We start from the raw sequence: 19,920 nt of genomic DNA, 5'->3' as shown, positions 1-19,920 counted from the left end.
CCCCCGGCCGAGGCCAGGGGTTCGCGAGGTGCAAGACCCTTTGGTCGACCACAAAGATCGCATAGGGCCTTGCAGGTACAAGGGTACCGTACCCAGGCGGGCAAAGACAGCGAAAGACGGGGAAAGGTAGGGAGTCGTGGTCAGTACGGGCCGTCTTATGGAGAGGTAACCCCCTCCCCATCGTCGAGTCGGTGGGCCACCCGGTAGCTCAGCGGACTCGAGTGGCCAGGTTCGGAGCTCCACGAAGGAACCAGTTGGTGTCAATGGTTTGCGCGATCCGTTTCCCGGTGTCCGGGAGCACCCATCGAGACCGGACAATCTTGCCGTTGCGGATCCAATCCTGACGATCCACCCGGCGCTGCAGCTGGCACTCCAGCCACTTGCCGGCCAGGGCCCCGTATGTAGCCGGCTCCTCGCAGAGCCCGAAGACGGTCAGCCCGTCGCGGCTGTAGACGTGGCTATCCAGCAGGAGGTCATCACCCCATTCCCCTTCCAGGGCCCGGCACCCTTGGCCATCGTCCCAGTAGCCGATCTGCAGGGTGCACTGCCCCGGTGGCACGGCCACGTTGGGGACTTCGGTCATCACCACCAGCGGGTGTATTTGAGCGATGACCTCGAAGGAATCAGCGGGGACGCCGGGGATGGCCCAGTTGTCGATGTGGGCGGCCAGTGCGTCGAGGAACGCCTGCTCACCCGAGGTGCGCGAGGTGTCCCCGCTAAACGGATGCAAAGGCGCCATGGCCTCACCGTAGGACACCGAGCCGCCCCCGTGCCGTCGGTGGCGTGCTCCACATGCGCAGGGCCCTGCAGGCGCCTTCCAGGAACTACCTGACTTCTTCCACCACGCTAGTGCCGGTGCCTGGGCGGGACTCCCAAGCCCAGGACTCGTGGAACCGGACGCGGCCGTCGGCGAGCACCTCGATCGTCGAGGTGCACTTCCCGCTGGCGGTTTCGCCCGTCACGTTGAGGTGGGAGTAGCGGAACTCCAGGGTGTCGTCGGTACGCGTGCCCACCAGGAATCCCTTGCGGACCGCTCCGCCGGCGTAGTCCGCCCAGACCGTCCCGTCTTCTTGGTGATAGGTGAAGATCGTGGTGGATCCGACCTCTCCCTCGGTCGAATTGGTGACTCCGGCGAACCGACGTCCGTCGATTCGTACGGTCGTCGAGGTCTGTGCGGCGTGGTCATCCATGGCCCCATGATGTCAGCGATTGCAAGGGCCCCAGGCTATGACGCCGTCGGCTTCGTCACCGGGGACGTCCACAAACCATCCACGCGAAAGTGCGGCAGGGAACCCCTACTGCAACGTCGTTATCGCGGGAAGTGGCCGGTAGCCGGCCATATGTAAAGCGGAGGGAACGGAGTTTGCTTTTACCCCTGGCTCATGGCCCAATCAGCATCCGCTTGGTCGATCCTGAAGTGACGATCCCACCCAGAGTGCCGGACGTTTGCTGGCCAATCTCGACCGCAACACCGAGTTGGTGCAGCGGGGCGGCTTCATGATGGCCGGCTGATGGTCAGCTGTTGCCGGTGGTGGTCGTAGTGCTGGGTGCCGTAGTGGTAGATCTCACCCAGGCTCATCCAGTCCCGGAAGTACGGGTCCCAGGACACGGGCATGTGCATCCCGCGGGCCAGTGCGGCCGCGGGCTCGACCTCCAGCTGGGCCTGCAGGACGTCGAGGGTCCGGTCGAACCACCGGAGCAGCCGGGGTCCATGGACTACCCGGGCAGCACCTCGATCGCTCTGGTAGTTGATGATGTGGAAGGGCCGGGTGCCGGCCTCCAGCACCCGGGCGAAGGTACGACTGACCGGCCCGGGGAGACGACCCATCAGGCGCACCAGCGGGATCAGACGCCGGACAATGAAGTAGCCGAAGAACATGTGGAACAGCAGCTGCCCGTTGGTCCACCGGGTGCCGGACGAGGGCCGGCGCAGCTCCGCTGGGGTCGCTGCGGCCACGAGGGCGTGGAAGTCCGCCCGAATACGCTCGAGCTCGTCGTGAATCTCCTGACGGGTGGGCGCGGTGCCGCTCATCGTGGTCACCCCCTCGTGCGGTGTGCTGGATGAGACAGAGCCCGAACCCGAGAAATCCGGCGCCGGGGTGTCAGCGCAAGTCGAGGAACGCCCGCAGCTCGGCGAAGGCCTCGGGCACCACGGAGTAGTGGGCCCACTTGCCCCGCTGCTCGCGGATCAGCAGGCCGGCGTCGACGAGCTTCTTCATGTGGTGGCTGACCGTGGGCTGGCTGATGTCCACCACCGCGGTCAGGTCGCACACACAGACCGCACCGCAACCCTGGGCCGCCACATGCGAGAGCAGCCGCAACCGGGTGGGATCGGACAGGGCCTTGAGCCGGCTCGCAATCCGCTGGGCATCGGCCGGACCCACGGGCCCGCCCGAGAGCGAGCAGCACTGCCCGGCCGGGGCTCCGGGGGCGCACTCGTCGACGGTGGTGGCCTGGAGGTCGGGTGCGAGAGTCATCACCCCATCCTACATTGACCAATGTCGATGTGACCCCCTAATGTGTCCGATAGATCATCGTCAATACGAAGGACTGCCCCAGATCATGAGCAACACCACTGCTACCCCTGCTACCCACCAGGGGGTGATGAAGGACCTGTCCTTCCTCGACCGCTGGCTGCCCGCCTGGATCATCACCGCCATGATCGCCGGGCTGCTGCTCGGCCGGTTCGTCCCGGGCCTGAACACTGCCCTGAAAGCGGTGAAGATCGGGGAGGTCTCCCTGCCGATCGCGATCGGGCTGCTGGTGATGATGTACCCGGTCCTGGCCAAGGTCCGCTACGACGAGACCCACCGGGTGGCCGGGGACCGCCGGCTGATGGGCGCGTCCCTGGTGCTGAACTGGATCGTGGGCCCGGCCCTGATGTTCGCCCTGGCCTGGATCTTCCTGCCCGACCTCCCGGAGTACCGGACCGGGCTGATCATCGTGGGGCTCGCCCGCTGCATCGCGATGGTGCTGATCTGGAACGACCTCGCCTGCGGAGACCGCGAGGCCGCCGCGGTGCTCGTAGCGATCAACTCGGTCTTCCAGGTCTTCGCCTTCGGCGCCCTGGGCTGGTTCTACCTCCAGGTCCTCCCGTCCTGGCTCGGGCTGCCGACCACCTCGGCGGAGTTCTCCGTGTGGTCGATCGTGCTGAGCGTGCTGGTGTTCTTGGGCATCCCGCTGGTGGCCGGGTTCCTCACCCGCACCCTGGGCGAGAAGGCCAAGGGCCGTGAGTGGTACGAGGGCACGTTCCTGCCGAAGCTGGGGCCCTGGGCGCTCTACGGGTTGCTGTTCACCATCGTGCTGCTCTTCGCCCTGCAGGGCGACGCGATCACCTCCAACCCGTGGGACGTGGTGCGCATCGCGTGGCCGCTGCTGGTCTACTTCTTCCTCATGTTCGGCATCGCCCTGCTCGCCTCCCGGGCCCTGGGCCTGAACTACGCGAAATCCACCACCGTGGCCTTCACCGCGGCCGGCAACAACTTCGAGCTCGCCATCGCCGTGGCCATCGGCACCTTCGGGGTCACCTCCGGACAGGCCCTGGCCGGGGTCGTCGGGCCACTGATTGAGGTGCCCGTCCTGGTGGCCCTGGTCTATGTCTCTCTGTGGGCCGGGCGCAAGCTCTTCCCGGACGATGCCACCGTCCCCACCCGCTGACCCCCATTCCGTGAATCCCCTGCTTCCGCGAGCCTCCAGGAGTATCCGTTGAGCCACACCCAGCCCTCCGTCCTGTTCGTCTGCGCCAAGAACGGCGGCAAGTCCCAGATGGCCGCCGCCCTCATGGAACACCGGGCAGCAGGTGCGGTCGAGGTCCACTCCGCCGGCACCACGCCGGGCAGCACGATCAACGCCCTCTCGGCCGAGGCTATCGCCGAGGTCGGGGCCGACATGTCCTCCGGACACCCGAAGCCCATTGACCCCGACCTGCTGCGATCCGTGGACCGGGTCGTGGTCCTGGGCGACGAGGCGAAGGTCGAGCCGGTCGAGGGCATGGCCGGCACCATCGAGACCTGGCACACCGACGAACCCTCCGCCCGTGGGATCGAGGGCGCCGAGCGGATGCGCCTGGTCCGCGACGACATCGACACCCGGGTGCAGCAGCTGCTCACCGAGCTCACCGACGGCGACCCCGCCTGAACCATGCCCCCTTTCCTCTTCCCTTCCGAGAGAACGGACGCTCCCCATGACTGCTGAGACCACCGCCACGACCCCCGCCGGGACCACGGACAAGCCCTCCGTCCTGTTCGTGTGCGTGCACAACGCCGGGCGGTCCCAGATGGCCGCCGCCTACCTCACCCACCTCTCGGAAGGGCGCATCGAGGTGCGCTCGGCCGGCTCCGCCCCGGCCGGCGCCGTCAATCCGGCCGCCGTGGAGGCGATGGCGGAGGAGGGCATCGACATGAGTGCGGAGACCCCCAAAGTGCTCACCGACGAGGCCGTGCAGGACTCCGACGTGGTCATCACCATGGGCTGCGGCGACGCCTGCCCGTTCTACCCGGGCAAGCGCTACGAGGACTGGGAGCTGGCCGACCCGGCCGGGAAGGGCGTGGCGGCCGTGCGCCCGATCCGCGACGAGATCAAGACCCGCATCCAGGCGCTGATCTCCGAGCTGCTGCCCACCAAGACCACCGCCACGTGAAAGGCCTGCAAGAAATGATCGAGACCACCGACTTGCCCGTTGTCGTCATCGGGGCCGGGCCCGTGGGCCTGGCCGCCGCAGCCCACCTGGCCGAGCGCGGCCTCACCCCGCTGGTCATCGAGACCGGCACCCAGGTGGGGGCGGCTATCCGGCAGTGGGGCCACACCAGGCTGTTCTCCCCGTGGCGCTACAACATCGACGACGCCGCCGCCCGGCTGCTGGAGACCCGGGGATGGACCAAGCCAGATCCGGAAGCCCTGCCGACCGGGGCTGAGCTGGTGGAGCAGTACCTGGAACCCCTGGCCGTAGTCCTGGCTGGACACATTCTCGCCGGAGCCCGCGTCCTGGCCGTCTCCCGGGCCGGGATGGACAAGACCCGTTCTGCTAGCCGGGAGTCGACCCCGTTCCTGGTCCGCCTCCAGTACGCCGACGGGACCCTCGAGGATTTCCGGGCGTCGGCGGTGATTGATGCCTCCGGCACCTGGTCGAAGCCCAACCCGCTGGGCCAGGCCGGGTTGCCGGCACCGGGGGAGGCCGCCGCGGTCGCCGCCGGGACCATCACTGCACCGCTGCCTGATGTCACCGGGCGGGACCAGGACCGTTTCGCCGGCCGCCACGTGCTCGTGGTCGGGGCCGGGCACTCGGCTGCCAACACCTTGCTGGAGCTCGGTGCCCTGGCCGAGACCGAGCCGGACACCCGGATTTCCTGGGCCGTGCGATCTGCTGACGTCACCAGTGTCTACGGCGGGGAGGACCGCGACGAGCTCGCCGCCCGGGGTGCTCTGGGCACCCGGCTGCGCCACCTGGTGGAGTCCGGCGCGATCGGCGTGCACCCCTCCTTCGTCATCACCGGTTTCACCACGACCGCTGAGGGGTTGGGCGTCCGGGCCACCACCCCGGCCGGGGAGCAGCAGCTGGAGGTGGACCTGCTGGTGCCGGCCACCGGATTCCGTCCCGACCTGGAGATCCTCTCGGAGCTGCGCCTGGAGCTGGACGCGGCCGTGGACGCACCGAAGCAGTTGGGTCCGTTGATCGACCCGGAGTTCCACTCCTGCGGGTCCGTGACCCCGCACGGGGAGAAGATGCTGGCTCACCCTGAGCAGGGGTTCTACATCGTGGGGATGAAGTCCTACGGGCGGGCCCCGACGTTCCTGATGGCCACCGGCTACGAGCAGGTCCGCTCCATCGCCGCCGCCCTGGCCGGGGACCGGGCCGCGGCCGATGACGTGCGCCTGGTGCTGCCCGAGACCGGGGTCTGCTCCAGCGACCTCGGCGGCTCCTGCGACCTCCCGGCTCCGAGTGTTGAGGACCAGGGGTGCTGCGCGCCGGCCGTGGCTGAGGAGCCGGCGGGTGCCTGCTGCTCCGGTCCCCAGCCGGTCACCATCGGGGCCGCCCCGTCGGTCCCCCGCGTGTCCGCCTGCTGCTGAACACCGCCCCTCACCCGAAGGAGTCGTCATGACCCAGCCCACCGGGACCATGGACACCCACGTCCTGCAGCGCACCGCCGCCCACTTGGCGGAACGCTATGCGGGGATCTTCTCTCCGGAGACGGTCGAGCGCTACGTCTTCGAGTCCTACACGACGCTCTCGCGCACCGCGCGCATCCGCACCTACCTGGCGGCCACCGCCGGGCATTTCGCCGACGACCGGCTGAGGGCCCTGGCCCAGTCCCAGGGCAAGATCGACAAGCCGGTGGCGCAGGTTTTGTTCGTGTGCGTGCACAACATCGGCCGCTCCCAGATCGCCGCGGCCCTGCTGGCCCACCACGCCGGGGACGGGGTGGAGGTCCGCTCCGCCGGCTCCCTGCCCGGCGCCGAAGTCCACCCCCTCGTGGTCGAGGTGCTCGCCGAACGCGGGATCGACCTGACAGGGGCCTACCCGAAGCCGCTGACCGACGACGTGGTGCGAGCTGCGGACTATGTGATCACCATGGGTTGCGGGGACGCCTGCCCGGTGTACCCGGGCAAGCGTTACCTGGACTGGGGCATCGCCGATCCCTCCGAGCAGACCCTGGAAGGTGTGCGGGCCATCGTCGATGCCATCGACACCCGGGTCCAGGCCCTGTGGGACCAGATCCGCAACTGAGCACACCCCCCCTGTTGCTCGGCCCCGCCCCGAGGTACGGGGCGGGGCTTGTTGGGGAACCAAGAAATGGGAGGCTGACCACCATGGAGCATCAGGTGGACGTGGTGATCATCGGGGGCGGCCAAGCCGGGCTGGCCGTGGGGTGGTACCTGCGCCGCCGCACGGACCTGTCCTTCGTGATCCTCGACGACCAGGAGGCCCCGGGTGGGGCCTGGCGGCACACCTGGGACTCGCTGCGGCTGTTCTCCCCGTCCTCCTTTTCTTCCCTGCCCGGGCGGCTCATGCCCGCCACCGGGGCACAGAACCCGGATGCGACCCATGTCATCGACTACCTCACCGACTACGAGACCCGCTACGCCCTGCCCGTCCACCGGCCCGTGCGCGTGAAAGCCGTCCACCGTCAGGGGGAGGGCTTCCGGGCCGAGACCACCGCAGGAACCTGGTTCGCCCGGGCGGTCGTCAGCGCCACCGGCACCTGGTCCCAGCCCTTCTGGCCCACTGTGCCCGGCCAACGCGAGTTCGGCGGCGCCCAGGTGCACAGCGCCTCTTACGCCGGGCCGGTCCCCTATGCGAGCCGGCGTCTCGTCGTCGTGGGTGGGGCGAACTCGGGGGCGCAGATCGCCGCCGACCTCGCCGAGACCAGCCAGGTCACCTGGTGCCTGAACGGGTCCCCGCAGTACCTGCCCGATGAGGTCGACGGTCGGGAGCTCTTCCGCGTGGCCACGGAGCGATCCCGGGCCCTGGTGGCCGGGTTGCCGGATCCCGGCGGGGTCGCGGCCTTGGGCAACATCGTCGTCATCCCGCCGGTCAAGCGGGCACGGGACGCCGGGCAGCTGAACCCCACTCCGATGTTCGACCGCTTCACCCCCACCGGCGTCACCTGGGCCGACGGGCGGGAACAGGAGGCGGATGCGGTGATCTGGTGTACCGGCTTCCGCCCGGCCCTGCGCCACCTGCGCCCCCTGCAGGTGCGCGACGACGACGGGACGATCCCCACCATGGGGACCGCCTCCACCACCGTGCCCGGGCTCTACCTCGTAGGTTATGGGGACTGGACCGGGCCCGGCTCGGCCACCCTGATCGGGGTCGGCCCCACCGCCAAGGACACCGCCGCCGCCCTCCAGCGGCAGCTGGCCACCCCGGTGCCTGTTCCGGTCCGCTCCTCCGATGGGCCGAGCGGATGCTCCGGCATGGGTAGCTGTGCCACCTCGGGCTCCTACTCGGGCTGACCCTTTCTCTTCCCGGAGCCCTCTGTGGCTTCGGCCGGCTGCTGGGCGACGAAGCGCAGTATCCGGCCGCCGAAGGACAGCCGGAGGGCGAGTGGGTCCAGGCCGGCCTGGTCGAGGACTGGTCCGAAGGCTCCGGGGTCGATGAGTCGGTGCGGTGACCGGTCGGCCCGGTGCACCGGGGATGCCATCGGTGAGGCCAGCAGGTCGTATCCCACGAACGCCCCGCCCGGTCGCAGCACCCGGGCCACCTCGGCCACCGCGTGTTCCCACTCGATGACGTGGTGGAGCATCAGCAAGCTCAGAACCGTGTCGAAGGACTCGTCCTCGAAGGGCAACCGGATGGCATCGGCCTGACGCGCCTGAGCCAGGGAGAATCCGGCCAGGCGGTCCTGCGCGGCATCGACCATCGCCGGGTCGGCATCGGTCGTGGTGAGCCGCACTTGGGGGTTGGCTCAGGCGATGGCCTCGGCCATCGCACCGCTGCCTCCACCGATCTCCAGCACGTCCCCGGTGACGGGGAACCCCTGGGTCGCCCACGGGACCATCCGCCGGGCCACGAGACCCCATGGCGCGCTGCGACAGAAGGAGGCCTCCAGGACGGACATCCTCGGCATGGCCTCCACCTCTCGGCGCACCCGCAGGGTTTCCGCCGAGCCTAGTTCCACCATCGACGGCAGTGAACCGTCCAGGCAGGAGGTGGGACGATCTGGCCGTTCACGCCGCCCGGGTCGGGGACACGAGGGAGCCGGGGCCTACCGTGGGGCTGAGTTCAGCCGGCGGGTGGGCTAGAGGCCGAAGGCTCCGCCCTCGAGGAGGATGACCACGCCCAGGCCGATCAGCACGATCGGGAACAGGATGTGCTCCCACCGTTCCAGGACCTCGGCGATGGGCTTGCGGGTGGCGACGTACTTGGCGAGGGCCACCAGCACCGCGACCATCGCCAGGAAGGCGATGCAGTAGGCCACCATCGCGGTCGGGCCCACGGTGACGAACACGGGCACGTAGACCCCGATGTTGTCCCCGCCGTTGGCGAAGGTGACTGCGGCGACGGTCCAGATGCTGACCTGTTTGCCGGCGACCTTCCCCTCGTCATCGTCATCGTCGTCGCTGCGCCAGACCTTCCAGGCCGCGATGAGGCCCAGGACCAGGGGGATGAGGCCGAAGTAGGGAATGGCCTCGGGTGGCAGGAAGGTGCTGGCGCCCAGGGTCACCAGCACGGAGGCGAGAAGGATGCCGCCGAAGCCTACGTACTGGCCGATCCCGATTTTGACGGTGGTGCCCCGGGCTCCGGCTCCGCGGGCGAAGAACAGGGAGAGCACGATGATGTCGTCGATGTTGGTGGCCGCGAACAGGCCGATCGCCTGCAGCACGGGGGAGATGAGTTCCATAACCTGTCTTTCCGTAGGTGGGGGGAGCCGCCGACCGGGACCTGGCCTGCTGCGCTGTGCCGAGCGGCCGACCGAGCAGGCATGGGAAGGCTGCCGGAAGCCGATGCCCCGGGCACCATCACCGGGGCACTGTCACCGGGGGTGGGCCGCCGCGCCCGTCATGGGCACCCGAAGGCGTACCAGCGACCGCTTTCGCCCTCAGGGCGTGGGCGGACCCGGTGAGGGTGGGATATTCGTCAGGGTTCTTGAACGGACGTGCCATAGATGGGACACAGCGCGACCTGGGAACCGGTGGCTGCCAGCAGGGTCTCGGCGGCGGCCAGCACATCCATCAGCTCCGGGCGGGTTAGAGCGTAGAAGATCTGCCGCCCCTCGGTGCGTCCGGCCACCAGCCCGCACTCGCGCAGGCAGGCCACATGGGCGGAGACGGTGGACTGGGCCAGGCCCGTTTCCTCCACCAGATCCCGCACTCGAGCTTCACCGCCGGCCAGGCGGGCCACGATGGCCAGGCGAGTGGGATCGGACAGGGAGTGGAACAGGGCCACGGCCGGGTCCAGGTCGGCCACACAACTGATGTTCGTCATGAGTCGATGTTATCGCTTAATTGCGATTGATCGTTAAGCGACGATGTGATTGTGCTTGCCAAGGGCACTGGTCATCGATCAGGCCCACTCGGAGGCCAAGCGCACCAATCGGGGCGGGGATGATGCCGTGGGTGAGCTTCTTGGCCGCGGCCACCACCGACAGAATGATCAGCGCGACCACCAGGATGATGGTGCTCATTGGGGACGCCTCGGGGGTCTCATCTTCGGATTGCCCATTGAGGATCTGAGAGGCGGTCCTGTGCCCGTCGGATTCTCCGGATCCGGGCTACATCGCTCCTCCACATTATCGACGGGTGCCCCAGCCTAAGGGGAGCAAAGACTGGGGCACCCTAACGCCCGTGCACGGGGTGATGAGAACGGGGTGTTCTCACTTGCAAATTATGCCCTCACTGGCTCGGCCGAACAGCCCGTAGAGCAACCAGGGAGCAAGCTACGGGGAATCTTCACGACGTCTTGAGGAAAGCTATACAAACGACTTCGAAGTCAATACGGGGATCCTCCGATGAGCAGGGGCAGCACTCGCGTGGGTGTCCAACTGCTGGTGGCCGCTTCCATCCCTCAAACGGAGCGCGTCGTGTCACCGGATGCACGGCCCCGCCGGGAACAGCCAGAGGGCCCCTGCCATGGCAGGGGCCCTCTGGCTGTTGTTCGAGGACGTCCAGCAACAGGTGTTGCGGCAAGATCCAGGGGGCAGTTGTCGGATCGCTGAACATCGTGGCCATGACATCCTTGAAGGGGCGCTATGGCAGGAATCGCTCAGGGGTGGATCAGAGGCCGGTGAAGGCGGTGAAGAAGCGGAAGAACACCGAGGCAGCCACGGCCACGTAGGCGATGGCCACCAGGGTCCAGGCCCACTCGGAGGCAAACCGCACCAACCGGGGCGGGGCGGGGATGACGCCGTGGGCGAGGTTGCGCACGGTGAGCAGGATGAACAGCGGGATCATCGCCGCCCATACGATCATGCAGTACAGGCACAGGATGTAGATGGTGAACAGCGCCTGGGACCACAACCAGATCACGAACACCGCCCCGGCGGTGACTCCGATCTGCAGGCCGATCCAGTACCAGCGCCCGAACCGTGCCCCGGAGGCGGCGGCCATGGCGGTGGTGATGACCACGGCGAAGGCCACGATGCCGATCAGCGGGTTGGGGAAGCCGAACAGTTCCGACTGCCAGGTGCCCATGACCTGCCCGCAGGACACCCAGGGGTTGATGTCACAGCTGGTGACGTGGTCGGGGTCGCGGTAGAGCTCCAAACGTTCGAGCACCAGGATCGCCGAGGCGATCCAGCCGATCACCCCGGTCACCAGCAGGACCAGGGCGAAGGGGCGGTGGCGGGCGAAGCCGGGCAGGTGCGCCGCGGCGTCCGGTTCGGCGCCGTGGGGGCGGTCGATGGTCGTGGTATCAGTCATGGGAGGGCCCCTCGAAGGTGCAAGCGGTCAGTGGTCTCGTGATGGAGGGGGTCAGCTGGTGGCGGCGGCTTCGATCTCGGCTCGGAACTGCTCCAGCGTCTCCGGGTTCAGGACTTCCCCATCGAGGTAAAAGGTCGGGGTTCCGCCCACGCCCAGAGCCTCACCGTCAGCGACGTCGAGTTCGATGCGCTGCTGGGTGGCCGGATCGGCCACCGCGGCATCGAAGGCGGCCATGTCCAGGCCGATGGCTTGCGCGAAGCCGCGGAAGACCGCGCTCTGGTCCTCGGCCGACTCTCCCCACTGTTCCTGGGTCTCGAACATGCGCTGGTACATCGGCTCGTACTGTCCCTGCTGGGCGGCGGCTTCGACCGCGAGGGCGGCGTTCATGGAGTTGCGGTGGCCCGGCAGCGGGAAGTAGCGGTGGACAAAGGTGACCGTGTCGGCGTACTCGGCCCGCAGCTCCTCGATGACGGGGTAGGCGGCCCGGCACCCTTCGCACTCATAGTCCAGGAACTCCACCAGCACGGCCTGTTCGTCCGGTGCCTGGGAGAGCACCCGACTGTTCTCCCGCACGACCTGCCCCTGGCCCTGGCCCTGGGGCACCGTATCGGGGGTGGAGTTGGCACGGGCGATGAGGATCGGGATGGCCACGGCGGCCACAACGGCGGCCAGGAGGACCCACACGATGATCTTGGCCTTCGAGGGCTTCTGCTGTGGGGTGGGCGGGCTGGCGGTAGTGCTCACAGGGGTGTCCGTTCTGTCTCCGGCAGCAGGGCGTACCGGTGGAGGGGGCTAGGGGTGGAGGGGCTCATCGTGGCGGTGGGAGGCCGGTTCGATCTGGAAGGTGGAGTGCTCGATGGCCACGTCGAAGTCACGGGCCACGCAGGCCTGCAAATCCGCCAGCACCACACCGGCGTGCTCAGCGCTCAGGCAGCCGTCGTGGACGGTGACGTGGGCCGAGAGCACCGGGGTGTCGGAGTCGATGCGCGAAGCGTGCAGATCGTGCACACCGACCACGTGCGGCAGGGCTTCCAGGCGGGTGCGCACCTGCTCGAGGTCCAGGCCCTTCGGGGTGGTTTCCATCAGGACCTCAATGGTGTCGCGCAGCAGCATCAGAGCCCGCGGCACGATCAGGGCGGCAATCAACAAGGACACGACCGCATCCGCTCGGGTCCACCCGGTGGTGGCGATGACGATCGCCGAGACGATCACCGCTACCGAGCCCAGGGCGTCGTTGGCCACCTCCAGGAACGCGGCCTTCATGTTCAGGTTCTCGCCCCGGCCCGAGGCGAGGATGACCAGCCCGATGATGTTGCCGACCAGTCCGATCACCCCGAACCACAGCATGGCCGTGGACTCGACCTCGGGAGGCTCCAATAGCCGGCGTACACCTTCGACGGCGATGAATCCGCCCACGGCCAGCAACACCGAGGCTTGGGCGGCCGCGGCGACGATCTCGGCGCGTTGGTACCCCCAGGTGCGTTTGTCCGTGGCCGGTCTCAAAGCCAGGGTCGCAGCCGTGAGGGCGATGAGCAGTCCGGCCGAGTCGGTGAACATGTGTCCGGCATCGGCCAGCAGCGCCAGGCTGCCCGAGATCACCGCGCCGATGATCTCGGCGACCATGATCGTGGCGGTGATGGCGAAGACCACCGCCAGCTTCCCCCGCCGCCCGGCGCCGGCGTGGGAATGATCGTGCTCGCCGCTCATGCCGGAATCTTCTGGGTGGTGGCGTCATCGGGAAGGTCCTCGGCGGCGCACTCGGGTGTCCCGCACCGGCACACCGGCTCGACGGTCAGGATCGTGCCCAGCAGGTCCTCCAACGCGTGGGCCAGCTTCGGGTCCGAGAGTTCATAGCGCACGTTGCGCCCCACCGGCACGCCCACGACCAGCCCGCAATCGCGCAGACAGGCCAGGTGGTTGGACAGGATCTGCCGGCTCACCCCGATCCGGGCCGCCAGTTCCGAGGGCACCGCTGGGCCTTGCTGCAGTTGCAGCAGCACCGCGGCTCGGGTGGGATCGGCCAGTGCTTTGCCGAAACGGGACATCACCTCGACCGGGGACAAGATCCTCATGCAATAACCGTACAGCAGAATCTGTATCAAATGAGATGGGGGCTTCTCTTGATGATCGGGCAATGTCCAGCTCGTATTCATACGGTGAAGGCGGACGGGGGTGCCGTCCGCCACTGCGGCATCCTCGTCCCCCGAGCCATCGCTGCACCCCCAGGAGCCCTCGCTCCAATGCCGAGGCGGAGCAGGATGAGCACTGCCCGCGTCCAGCGGAAGACAGGGCAAGGCCATGAGCACTCTCCGAGCCTCTCCGCAGGACTGCTCCCCGTGTGCCGATTCGCGGGCGGGCGCACATCGACAGGATCGTGGCAATCGTTCGAGTCTGCGGCTACAGCCGCGGGGAGCACCCATGCGGTCCATCGACGATGATCCTGGCGGGGCACTCCGCACCTGACGGATGAGCCCACCGGCTGGCCATCACCGCATCGGCGAGGCTTACCGGTAGGTGTAGTACCCGTCGACGGGCATGGCGTTGACGGAGTGGACGAAGGTGCCCTGGGTCGGGTTCAGCGCCGAGACCATCTTGCCGCCACCGATGTAGATGCCGATGTGGTTGCCACCGTTCTGGGACACCAGGTCACCGGGCTGCGGGGTGGACGTCGGGGTGGCTGCGGCGATCTGCTGGAAGCTGGTGCGGGGGATGTCGATGCCCTGCTGGGCGTAGACCCAGCCGGTGAATCCGGAGCAGTCCCAGGCCCCGAAGGAGGTCCCGCCCCAGACGTAGCCGGTGCCCACGCCCTGCATGGCCGTGCCCACGATGCCGCCGGCGGCCGGGGCGATCTCGGTGGTGGCGTTGGACTGCGGGGTCACGCTCGAGGTGGCGGCGCTCTGCTGCGGGGCCGGAGCGGCGGGCTGCGCGGCGACCGGGGCCCGGTAGGAGTCGGAGGCCAGGTTGGCCGTTGCCGAAGCCGGAGCCGCATAGGAGGACCCGGAGGCGGCGGGGATCTCGGCGTAGGCCTGGGCCGGAGCGATGGAGCCCACCAGTGCGGCGCCGGCGGCGGCGGCGATGGTGGTGGTACGCACGGCACGCGAGGAGGTCTCGGCACGGTGACGGGCAGTGTTCTGCGTGAAAAGCGACATGGTTGAATTCCTCCCTTTGCCTACGAGGTGAGCTGTCGGATGCGGGTGGGAGACACCCGGCCGCAGAACGCGCGCGCTCTGAACGACTTAACCCCAAGGCCCCGGTACACCGGGACCGGTAATGGTTCCCCCGCTTCTGCCAAGCGATTTCTCTTCAGGAACCCCGGGCACCGGCAGAACTCGGCGATGTGCCACGAGGGCGCCGACAGGATCAGTGGTCGGCACGCATTGAAGAGTACAAGGAGATTACGAAACAATCACAATCCAATTCGGGAATGTATAGAGACCGTAAAGAAATGGTCAAGACTCGATGAAAACCTGAATTGTTGTCGTATTTTTCCTGCTAATTTCCCGAGAAAAACGGGGAGCTCTGCGCTTTGAGTGAGGTGACTTGTTGGTGCGTGGGCGCTGCGCGGGGAGTCGTCGCCCACACAGCGGTGGAGACAGGAGCCACTTCAAGCCCCGGAAATTTAGGCTCTGTCCGTGCTCGCACTGGCTGGCGGAACGTTAGCCAGCGTTGTGGTCGAGGAGATGCCCGACCAAGCCCACGAAGGCGACACCAGCGTGCCGGGACCGATCCTGCTCACCGGCAGATTTGCGTTGTTCACCGCGATCTCCGTCTACCTCGGTTCCTGAGAAGCTGTGCGCCCCGGCGCCCTCGTCTCCGGGCGCCGGGGCGTGCTGACCGTGTTCAGTGGGCGCAGCAGGCGCAGCCGGAGCTGCACCCGTCGGCGCACCCGTCGCCGTCCTCATCCAGCAGGACGGCCACCGGGGAGCAGCAGGCGTCCCCGCGCCAGGCCTCCGCCCCCTCCTTGACCGCCACGGCGGCGATCACCAGGGCGGCCAGCGGGTCGGCCCAGGCCCAGCCCAGGGTGCTGTTGAGGACCAAGCCCACCAGCAGCACCGCCGAGAGGTAGGTGCACAACAGGGTCTGCTTGGAGTCAGCCACCGCAGAAGCGGAGCCCAGTTCCCGGCCGGTGCGGCGTTCGAACCAGGACAGGAACGGCATGATCACCAGGCTCACCGCGGCCAGTCCGATGCCGACCGGGGAGTGTTCCGGCTCGGCGGCCCCGACCAAGGCGCGGATCGCATCGACGGTGACGAAGGCGGCCAGGCCGAAGAAGGAGAACGCGATCACCCGCATCGCCACCTTCTCCCGTTGGTGCGGGTCCGGGGCGGCGAACTGCCACGCCACCGCCGCCGCGGAGAGGACCTCCACGATCGAATCCAGGCCGAAGCCGATCAGCGCCGAGGAGGAGGCGATGGTGCCGGCGGTCAGGGCGATGACCGCCTCGAGCACGTTGTAGGTGATGGTGCCGGCCACGATCCAGCGCACCCGCCGGTGCAGCACCGCCCGGCGTGCATCGGTGATGGGCTTGGGGTCCAGGGTCAGGGAGCTCATGTGCAGGTGCATCCTTCCGGGGAGCAGCAGGTCGGGTCCACGGTGACCACCAGCTCCAGCAGGTCCCCCAGGGCAGACCCGAGGCGGGGATCGGCCAACCGGTACCAGGTGTTGCGCCCCTCAGCAGTGGAGGTCACCAGCCCGCACCCGCGCAGGCAGGCCAGCTGGTTGGACATCACCTGTTTGGACACGCCGAGGGTCTGCGCCAGTTCCGAGGGCCGGGCCGGGGCGTCTCGGAGGGCCAGCAGGATCCGGGTCCGGGTCCCGTCGGAGAGGGCATGGCCCAGCCGGGACAGGGCCGAAGTGTGGGTGTGGGTCACCGTGGTCATCCCCCTACGGTACAGGTTTCTGTGTACTGTTGAGGAGTGGCCTAATGGCACCCCTCGGGCGCACCAGCGGGTCACCCGGGACGTACTGCGTTCGTCCGATCGAGGAGGACCGTGATGATGACGGAAGTGGCCCCGGCTCTGGCGCTGGGCCTATACCTGGCCGGTTTGGTGGCGGCCTTCGGTGTGCGGTCGTGGATCCACCGGCGCCGCACCGGGTCTACCGGCTTCCGCGGGGTGAGCGGAGCACCCGGCTCGCCCGAGTGGTGGGGCGGGATCCTGTTCGCGGCCGCCCTGGTCCTCGGTGCGGCCGGGCCCGCCCTGGCCCTCACCGGCACCGTGGCCGCACCCCGGCTCCCGCAGGTTTTCCCCTGGGCCGGCCTGATCGTCACCGTGGTGGGTTTCCTCGGCGTACTGGCCGCCCAGGCCGGCATGGGCGCCTCCTGGCGGGTGGGTGTCGACGCCACCGAGCGGACCGAGCTGGTCACCACCGGGGCCTTCGCCGTGGTCCGCAACCCGATTTTCACCGCGATGCTCACCACCCTGGGCGGCCTGACCCTCCTGGTGCCCACCGTGGTCACTGCAGCGGCGTGGCTGTGCCTGCTGGTGGCCGTGGAGCTGCAGGTCCGTCTCGTCGAAGAGCCCTACCTGCTGCGCACCCACCGACAGGCCTACGCCTCCTACGCCGCTCATGTCGGCCGGTTTATGCCCGGTCTCGGCCGACTCCGCCGCATATCCCTGGGCGAGCAGATCTCCTGAACCCAGGACACCCCCACTGGCTGACAGTTCCCCCACCCCAGGAGGCCAGCACCGTCCGGAGTTCCATGCCCCTGTGATCGACTGTCGAGGCGCCCAGCCCCTCCTGCGCGCGCACGTCTGGGGGCATGACCAAGCCCTCGAGGCCGGGCCCCATTCCCCGCGCCGGAAAGTTCGTATAGCTTAACTTTCTATGAGGACCGGGACCGGGCGCACCGGCTCAACAGGTGTTGCCGCCACTTCCCCAGGAGAGCGGTGGGTGCGCCGCCAACCGCTGCCCTGGTTGTTGGGTCCAGCCTTCGTGGCCGCGGTCGCCTACGTGGACCCGGGCAACGTCGCGGCGAACCTCACCGCCGGCGCCCAGTACGGGTACCTGTTGGTGTGGGTGCTGGTGGCCGCCAATGCCATGGCGGTACTCATCCAGTACCTCTCGGCGAAGGTCGGGCTGGTCACCGGATCGAGCCTGCCCGAGTTGCTGGGCGACCGATTGCCCCGGGGCCGGCGGCTGGCCTACTGGGTCCAGGCCGAGCTGGTGGCCGCGGCCACTGACCTGGCCGAGGTGATCGGCGGGGCGATCGCCCTGCACATCCTCTTCGGGATCCCGCTGCTGGCCGGGGGCGTGATCGTCGGGGTGATCTCGATGCTGCTGCTGGTCCTGCAGACTCAGCGGGGCCCTCGGGTCTTCGAGTTCGTCGTGACCGGCCTACTGGCGATCGTCGCCGCCGGTTTCGTCACCGGCCTGTTTTTCGGCCCCGTGTCCTGGGACGAGGCCGTCGCCGGGATCGTCCCACGGTTCGAGGGCACCCCGACGGTCCTGCTGGCCGCGAGCATGCTCGGGGCCACGGTGATGCCCCACGCCATCTACGCCCACTCCGCCCTGGCGCGGGACCGCCACGGGCACTCGGTGCCCGCCGAGGCCCTGCCGCGGCTGCTGACCGCCACCCGGTGGGACGTGCTGCTGTCCCTGCTCGTGGCCGGGTCGGTGAACATCGCGATGCTGCTTTTGGCCGCGGGTAACCTCGCCGGGGTGCCCGGCACCGACAGCATCGAAGGAGCCCATGCGGCGATCACCGCCGCCCTGGGTCCGGCCGTCGGGGTCGCCTTCGGCATCGGGTTGCTGGCCTCCGGGCTGGCCTCGACCTCGGTGGGCTCCTACGCCGGATCAGCGATCATGGGCGGGTTGCTGCACGTGCGCATCCCGGTGTTCACCCGCCGGCTGATCACCCTGATCCCGGCCCTGGTCATTATCGCCGTCGGGGTGGACCCGACCTGGGCGCTGGTGCTGTCCCAGGTGTTGCTGAGCCTGGGTATCCCTTTCGCCCTGATCCCGTTGGTGCGACTGAGCAGCAACCGGGATCTGATGGGCGCCTTCGTGAACAAGGTGGCCTTGACTGTCGCCGCCTGGGTGGTCGTGGCCCTGATCGTGTCGTTGAATCTGGCGCTGATCATCCTGACCGCCACCGGGGCCGATTGAGTGGGCCCGGCAGCTCCGGCGCGGCACTCGGTAGCGTGGATCCCATGGACTTGAGTGAGATCACCCCGGTCGCCCAGGACTATCTCAAGGCGATCTGGTCGGCCACCGAATGGGGCGACCCGCCGATCACCACCACAGCCCTGGCGGCGCGGATGGGGACCTCCGCCCCCAACGTCACCGACACGGTCAAGCGACTGGCCGCCCAGGGGCTCGTCGAGTACCAGCCCTACAAACCCGTCACCCTCACCCCGCAGGGGCGCGCGTACGCGGTCGCGATGGTGCGCCGGCATCGACTGCTGGAGACCTTCCTCGTCACCACCCTGGGGTATCCGTGGGAGGAGGTCCACGACGAGGCCGAACGTCTCGAGCACGCCGTCTCCGACGCGATGATCGAGCGCATCGACGCCCAGCTGGGACAGCCTACGGCCGATCCGCACGGGGACCCGATCCCCACCGCGCAGGGACGCACCCGTCGCCCACTCAACACCACCCGGCTCACCAGGGCGAGGCCGGGACGATACGAGATCGTTCGTCTCTCTGATGCCGACCCGCAACTCCTGACCCGGTTCCGCGCCTGCGGCCTCGTGCCGGGCGGGCCTTTTCGTGTCATCGCCCAGGGAGCCAGCGGAACCACCGGTGTACCGGGGAACCAGCACACCGCGATCGATCTGGCCCCGGTGGAAGCCGAGGCCATCTGGGTGACACCCATCCCCATCCTCAATACTCTCCGGAGCCTCTGAGAGCTGGTCACCGGACGAGCCCCTCACAGGACGCCGGTCTCAGCCGGCGGAGAGGATCTCGACGATGCGCTCCGGGTGACGGGTCGAGGTCAACCAATAAGGGGTGGGATCCACGGGATCGGTGATCTGGATGCGGACCACCGGGCCCACGGAGACGCGGAAGTTCATGTAGGCGCGGGCGTCAAGCTCGGGGCCCCGCACCCGTTGCACGGCGCTGCCGCGAAACGCTTCGGCCTCGCCCACAAACCGACGCTCGATACGGGCCCGCCCCACCTGCAACGACTCCCCGGTGATCACGATCCCGGTGCTCGAAACAATCAACGCCACCGCAGTGCCGCCGGCGACCACGGCCCCGACGGCCGTCCCGGCCCACATGTTGATCGGGGCCAGGGCGATGAAACCCACCAGGCCCGCGAAGAGCACGAGCAACCACATCCACCACGCGGCCGACAACCGTTCCTCGTACAGGACCGCCCCAGGGGCGGCCTTCGCGGGAAGGTTCTCGGCCCCAGGTCCGGCCGGGGAGGATCCCTGGGCGCTGCGGGGTTCATCGGGTGGGGAGACGCCGGGGGACGCAGGATGGGACATGCTGCAACCCTCTCATGACAGCGCCCCCGCGGACCTTCTGGTCCGTGATCCCGGGGAGTAGACCCGGTCCGATCTGGGGTTTCTGGTTCGGCCCGATCACTGTCCCACCCAGAAATGTCTTTGTGAT

At 68.4% G+C, this 19,920-nt stretch carries 27 protein-coding genes and 1 riboswitch; of the genes, 10 read left to right on the top strand and 17 right to left on the bottom strand.

The window, feature by feature from the left end; translation table 11 throughout:
- Positions 1-208 precede the first annotated feature (208 nt).
- From RF640_RS14765 to RF640_RS14750, 4 genes are all read right to left on the bottom strand, one after another.
- Positions 209-739 (bottom strand): hypothetical protein, encoded by a 531-nt coding sequence (locus RF640_RS14765; protein WP_368828298.1) that lies wholly within the window; start codon positions 737-739, stop codon positions 209-211.
- Between the two features lie 85 nt (positions 740-824).
- On the bottom strand, positions 825-1,190 hold the full coding sequence (locus RF640_RS14760) for a hypothetical protein (protein WP_368828297.1): 366 nt from the start codon (positions 1,188-1,190) through the stop codon (positions 825-827).
- 305 nt (positions 1,191-1,495) lie between these two features.
- On the bottom strand, positions 1,496-2,032 hold the full coding sequence (locus tag RF640_RS14755; RefSeq protein WP_368828296.1) for a DinB family protein: 537 nt from the start codon (positions 2,030-2,032) through the stop codon (positions 1,496-1,498).
- 70 nt (positions 2,033-2,102) lie between these two features.
- On the bottom strand, positions 2,103-2,477 hold the full coding sequence (locus tag RF640_RS14750) for an ArsR/SmtB family transcription factor (protein WP_368828295.1): 375 nt from the start codon (positions 2,475-2,477) through the stop codon (positions 2,103-2,105).
- An 85-nt stretch (positions 2,478-2,562) separates the two neighbouring features.
- Between RF640_RS14750 and arsB the strand changes: the two genes are divergently transcribed.
- The 6 genes from arsB (at position 2,563) to RF640_RS14720 (ending at position 7,953) form a co-directional block, all read left to right on the top strand.
- A complete protein-coding gene (gene arsB / locus RF640_RS14745; protein WP_368828294.1) occupies positions 2,563-3,657 on the top strand; it encodes an ACR3 family arsenite efflux transporter in 1,095 nt (364 codons plus the stop codon).
- Positions 3,658-3,705: 48 nt separating this feature from the next.
- Entirely contained in the window at positions 3,706-4,137 is a 432-nt protein-coding gene (locus tag RF640_RS14740; RefSeq protein ID WP_368828293.1) for a low molecular weight phosphatase family protein, read from the top strand.
- Positions 4,138-4,183: 46 nt separating this feature from the next.
- Positions 4,184-4,639, top strand: coding sequence for an arsenate reductase ArsC (locus RF640_RS14735; protein ID WP_368828292.1), 456 nt, complete (start codon positions 4,184-4,186; stop codon positions 4,637-4,639).
- Positions 4,640-4,653: 14 nt separating this feature from the next.
- Positions 4,654-6,066, top strand: coding sequence for an FAD-dependent oxidoreductase (locus tag RF640_RS14730; RefSeq protein WP_368828291.1), 1,413 nt, complete (start codon positions 4,654-4,656; stop codon positions 6,064-6,066).
- Positions 6,067-6,094: 28 nt separating this feature from the next.
- Entirely contained in the window at positions 6,095-6,724 is a 630-nt protein-coding gene (locus RF640_RS14725) for an arsenate reductase ArsC (protein WP_368828290.1), read from the top strand.
- A gap of 83 nt (positions 6,725-6,807) precedes the next feature.
- On the top strand, positions 6,808-7,953 hold the full coding sequence (locus tag RF640_RS14720; protein WP_368828289.1) for an ArsO family NAD(P)H-dependent flavin-containing monooxygenase: 1,146 nt from the start codon (positions 6,808-6,810) through the stop codon (positions 7,951-7,953).
- Here the strand turns inward: RF640_RS14720 and RF640_RS14715 are convergent.
- From RF640_RS14715 to RF640_RS14670, 10 genes are all read right to left on the bottom strand, one after another.
- The gene (locus RF640_RS14715; RefSeq protein ID WP_368828288.1) at positions 7,941-8,393 is read right to left on the bottom strand and encodes a class I SAM-dependent methyltransferase; all 453 of its coding nucleotides are present in this window, start codon (positions 8,391-8,393) and stop codon (positions 7,941-7,943) included. The genes RF640_RS14720 and RF640_RS14715 overlap by 13 nt on opposite strands.
- Before the next feature lie 12 nt (positions 8,394-8,405).
- Positions 8,406-8,567 (bottom strand): hypothetical protein, encoded by a 162-nt coding sequence (locus tag RF640_RS14710; RefSeq protein WP_368828287.1) that lies wholly within the window; start codon positions 8,565-8,567, stop codon positions 8,406-8,408.
- Between the two features lie 171 nt (positions 8,568-8,738).
- Positions 8,739-9,341, bottom strand: a complete 603-nt coding sequence (locus RF640_RS14705) for a cadmium resistance transporter (RefSeq protein ID WP_368828286.1) — start codon at positions 9,339-9,341, stop codon at positions 8,739-8,741.
- A gap of 236 nt (positions 9,342-9,577) precedes the next feature.
- Positions 9,578-9,925 carry an ArsR/SmtB family transcription factor gene (locus RF640_RS14700; RefSeq protein ID WP_368828285.1) on the bottom strand — a complete coding sequence of 116 codons (348 nt, stop codon included), beginning with the start codon at positions 9,923-9,925 and terminating at the stop codon, positions 9,578-9,580.
- Between the two features lie 16 nt (positions 9,926-9,941).
- Positions 9,942-10,124, bottom strand: coding sequence for a hypothetical protein (locus tag RF640_RS14695; protein WP_368828284.1), 183 nt, complete (start codon positions 10,122-10,124; stop codon positions 9,942-9,944).
- Positions 10,125-10,713: 589 nt separating this feature from the next.
- A complete protein-coding gene (locus RF640_RS14690; protein ID WP_368828283.1) occupies positions 10,714-11,358 on the bottom strand; it encodes a vitamin K epoxide reductase family protein in 645 nt (214 codons plus the stop codon).
- A gap of 51 nt (positions 11,359-11,409) precedes the next feature.
- Entirely contained in the window at positions 11,410-12,102 is a 693-nt protein-coding gene (locus tag RF640_RS14685) for a DsbA family protein (RefSeq protein WP_368828282.1), read from the bottom strand.
- 48 nt (positions 12,103-12,150) lie between these two features.
- On the bottom strand, positions 12,151-13,065 hold the full coding sequence (locus RF640_RS14680) for a cation diffusion facilitator family transporter (protein ID WP_368828280.1): 915 nt from the start codon (positions 13,063-13,065) through the stop codon (positions 12,151-12,153).
- Positions 13,062-13,430, bottom strand: a complete 369-nt coding sequence (locus RF640_RS14675; RefSeq protein WP_368828279.1) for an ArsR/SmtB family transcription factor — start codon at positions 13,428-13,430, stop codon at positions 13,062-13,064. The genes RF640_RS14680 and RF640_RS14675 overlap by 4 nt, the downstream gene beginning before the upstream one ends.
- Positions 13,431-13,862: 432 nt before the next feature.
- Positions 13,863-14,507, bottom strand: a complete 645-nt coding sequence (locus RF640_RS14670; protein ID WP_368828278.1) for a C40 family peptidase — start codon at positions 14,505-14,507, stop codon at positions 13,863-13,865.
- Between the two features lie 5 nt (positions 14,508-14,512).
- Positions 14,513-14,703, bottom strand: a riboswitch (cyclic di-AMP (ydaO/yuaA leader).
- Positions 14,704-14,990: 287 nt separating this feature from the next.
- Between RF640_RS14670 and RF640_RS14665 the strand changes: the two genes are divergently transcribed.
- The gene (locus RF640_RS14665) at positions 14,991-15,143 is read left to right on the top strand and encodes a hypothetical protein (RefSeq protein WP_368828277.1); all 153 of its coding nucleotides are present in this window, start codon (positions 14,991-14,993) and stop codon (positions 15,141-15,143) included.
- A gap of 55 nt (positions 15,144-15,198) precedes the next feature.
- Here the strand turns inward: RF640_RS14665 and RF640_RS14660 are convergent, their stop codons facing one another.
- Together RF640_RS14660 and RF640_RS14655 are read right to left on the bottom strand one after the other, a co-directional pair.
- Positions 15,199-15,909, bottom strand: coding sequence for a cation transporter (locus RF640_RS14660; RefSeq protein ID WP_368828276.1), 711 nt, complete (start codon positions 15,907-15,909; stop codon positions 15,199-15,201).
- Positions 15,906-16,238 (bottom strand): ArsR/SmtB family transcription factor, encoded by a 333-nt coding sequence (locus RF640_RS14655; RefSeq protein ID WP_368828275.1) that lies wholly within the window; start codon positions 16,236-16,238, stop codon positions 15,906-15,908. The genes RF640_RS14660 and RF640_RS14655 overlap by 4 nt, the downstream gene beginning before the upstream one ends.
- 114 nt (positions 16,239-16,352) lie before the next feature.
- Between RF640_RS14655 and RF640_RS14650 the strand changes: the two genes are divergently transcribed.
- The 3 genes from RF640_RS14650 to RF640_RS14640 all read left to right on the top strand — a co-directional run bounded on the left by RF640_RS14650 (position 16,353) and on the right by RF640_RS14640 (position 19,205).
- Positions 16,353-16,994: an isoprenylcysteine carboxylmethyltransferase family protein gene (locus tag RF640_RS14650; RefSeq protein ID WP_368800751.1), complete on the top strand. Its 642-nt coding sequence runs from the start codon at positions 16,353-16,355 to the stop codon at positions 16,992-16,994.
- Positions 16,995-17,250: 256 nt separating this feature from the next.
- Positions 17,251-18,465: an Nramp family divalent metal transporter gene (locus RF640_RS14645; protein WP_368828274.1), complete on the top strand. Its 1,215-nt coding sequence runs from the start codon at positions 17,251-17,253 to the stop codon at positions 18,463-18,465.
- A gap of 44 nt (positions 18,466-18,509) precedes the next feature.
- Entirely contained in the window at positions 18,510-19,205 is a 696-nt protein-coding gene (locus RF640_RS14640) for a metal-dependent transcriptional regulator (RefSeq protein WP_368828273.1), read from the top strand.
- A 39-nt stretch (positions 19,206-19,244) separates the two neighbouring features.
- Here RF640_RS14640 and RF640_RS14635 read toward each other — a convergent pair whose 3' ends face one another.
- A complete protein-coding gene (locus RF640_RS14635; protein WP_368828272.1) occupies positions 19,245-19,793 on the bottom strand; it encodes a DUF3093 domain-containing protein in 549 nt (182 codons plus the stop codon).
- Between the last annotated feature and the right edge of the window lie 127 nt (positions 19,794-19,920).

Source organism: Kocuria sp. CPCC 205231 (assembly GCF_040980965.1).
GTDB lineage: Bacteria > Actinomycetota > Actinomycetes > Actinomycetales > Micrococcaceae > Kocuria > Kocuria rosea.
The sequence above is the reverse complement of the archived record's forward strand: the minus strand, read 5'-3'. Positions and strand labels throughout refer to the sequence as shown.

Coding starts and splice junctions, on each gene's coding strand:
- arsB (WP_368828294.1), top strand. CDS start 2,563: ATGAGCAACACCACTGCTACCCCTGCTACCCACCAGGGGGTGATGAAG.
- RF640_RS14635 (WP_368828272.1), bottom strand. CDS start 19,793: ATGTCCCATCCTGCGTCCCCCGGCGTCTCCCCACCCGATGAACCCCGC.
- RF640_RS14765 (WP_368828298.1), bottom strand. CDS start 739: ATGGCGCCTTTGCATCCGTTTAGCGGGGACACCTCGCGCACCTCGGGT.
- RF640_RS14730 (WP_368828291.1), top strand. CDS start 4,654: ATGATCGAGACCACCGACTTGCCCGTTGTCGTCATCGGGGCCGGGCCC.
- RF640_RS14750 (WP_368828295.1), bottom strand. CDS start 2,477: ATGACTCTCGCACCCGACCTCCAGGCCACCACCGTCGACGAGTGCGCC.
- RF640_RS14655 (WP_368828275.1), bottom strand. CDS start 16,238: ATGACCACGGTGACCCACACCCACACTTCGGCCCTGTCCCGGCTGGGC.
- RF640_RS14660 (WP_368828276.1), bottom strand. CDS start 15,909: ATGAGCTCCCTGACCCTGGACCCCAAGCCCATCACCGATGCACGCCGG.
- RF640_RS14725 (WP_368828290.1), top strand. CDS start 6,095: ATGACCCAGCCCACCGGGACCATGGACACCCACGTCCTGCAGCGCACC.
- RF640_RS14705 (WP_368828286.1), bottom strand. CDS start 9,341: ATGGAACTCATCTCCCCCGTGCTGCAGGCGATCGGCCTGTTCGCGGCC.
- RF640_RS14695 (WP_368828284.1), bottom strand. CDS start 10,124: ATGAGCACCATCATCCTGGTGGTCGCGCTGATCATTCTGTCGGTGGTG.
- RF640_RS14680 (WP_368828280.1), bottom strand. CDS start 13,065: ATGAGCGGCGAGCACGATCATTCCCACGCCGGCGCCGGGCGGCGGGGG.
- RF640_RS14675 (WP_368828279.1), bottom strand. CDS start 13,430: ATGAGGATCTTGTCCCCGGTCGAGGTGATGTCCCGTTTCGGCAAAGCA.
- RF640_RS14650 (WP_368800751.1), top strand. CDS start 16,353: ATGATGACGGAAGTGGCCCCGGCTCTGGCGCTGGGCCTATACCTGGCC.
- RF640_RS14670 (WP_368828278.1), bottom strand. CDS start 14,507: ATGTCGCTTTTCACGCAGAACACTGCCCGTCACCGTGCCGAGACCTCC.
- RF640_RS14735 (WP_368828292.1), top strand. CDS start 4,184: ATGACTGCTGAGACCACCGCCACGACCCCCGCCGGGACCACGGACAAG.
- RF640_RS14700 (WP_368828285.1), bottom strand. CDS start 9,925: ATGACGAACATCAGTTGTGTGGCCGACCTGGACCCGGCCGTGGCCCTG.
- RF640_RS14640 (WP_368828273.1), top strand. CDS start 18,510: ATGGACTTGAGTGAGATCACCCCGGTCGCCCAGGACTATCTCAAGGCG.
- RF640_RS14720 (WP_368828289.1), top strand. CDS start 6,808: ATGGAGCATCAGGTGGACGTGGTGATCATCGGGGGCGGCCAAGCCGGG.
- RF640_RS14690 (WP_368828283.1), bottom strand. CDS start 11,358: ATGACTGATACCACGACCATCGACCGCCCCCACGGCGCCGAACCGGAC.
- RF640_RS14760 (WP_368828297.1), bottom strand. CDS start 1,190: ATGGATGACCACGCCGCACAGACCTCGACGACCGTACGAATCGACGGA.
- RF640_RS14710 (WP_368828287.1), bottom strand. CDS start 8,567: ATGCCGAGGATGTCCGTCCTGGAGGCCTCCTTCTGTCGCAGCGCGCCA.
- RF640_RS14755 (WP_368828296.1), bottom strand. CDS start 2,032: ATGAGCGGCACCGCGCCCACCCGTCAGGAGATTCACGACGAGCTCGAG.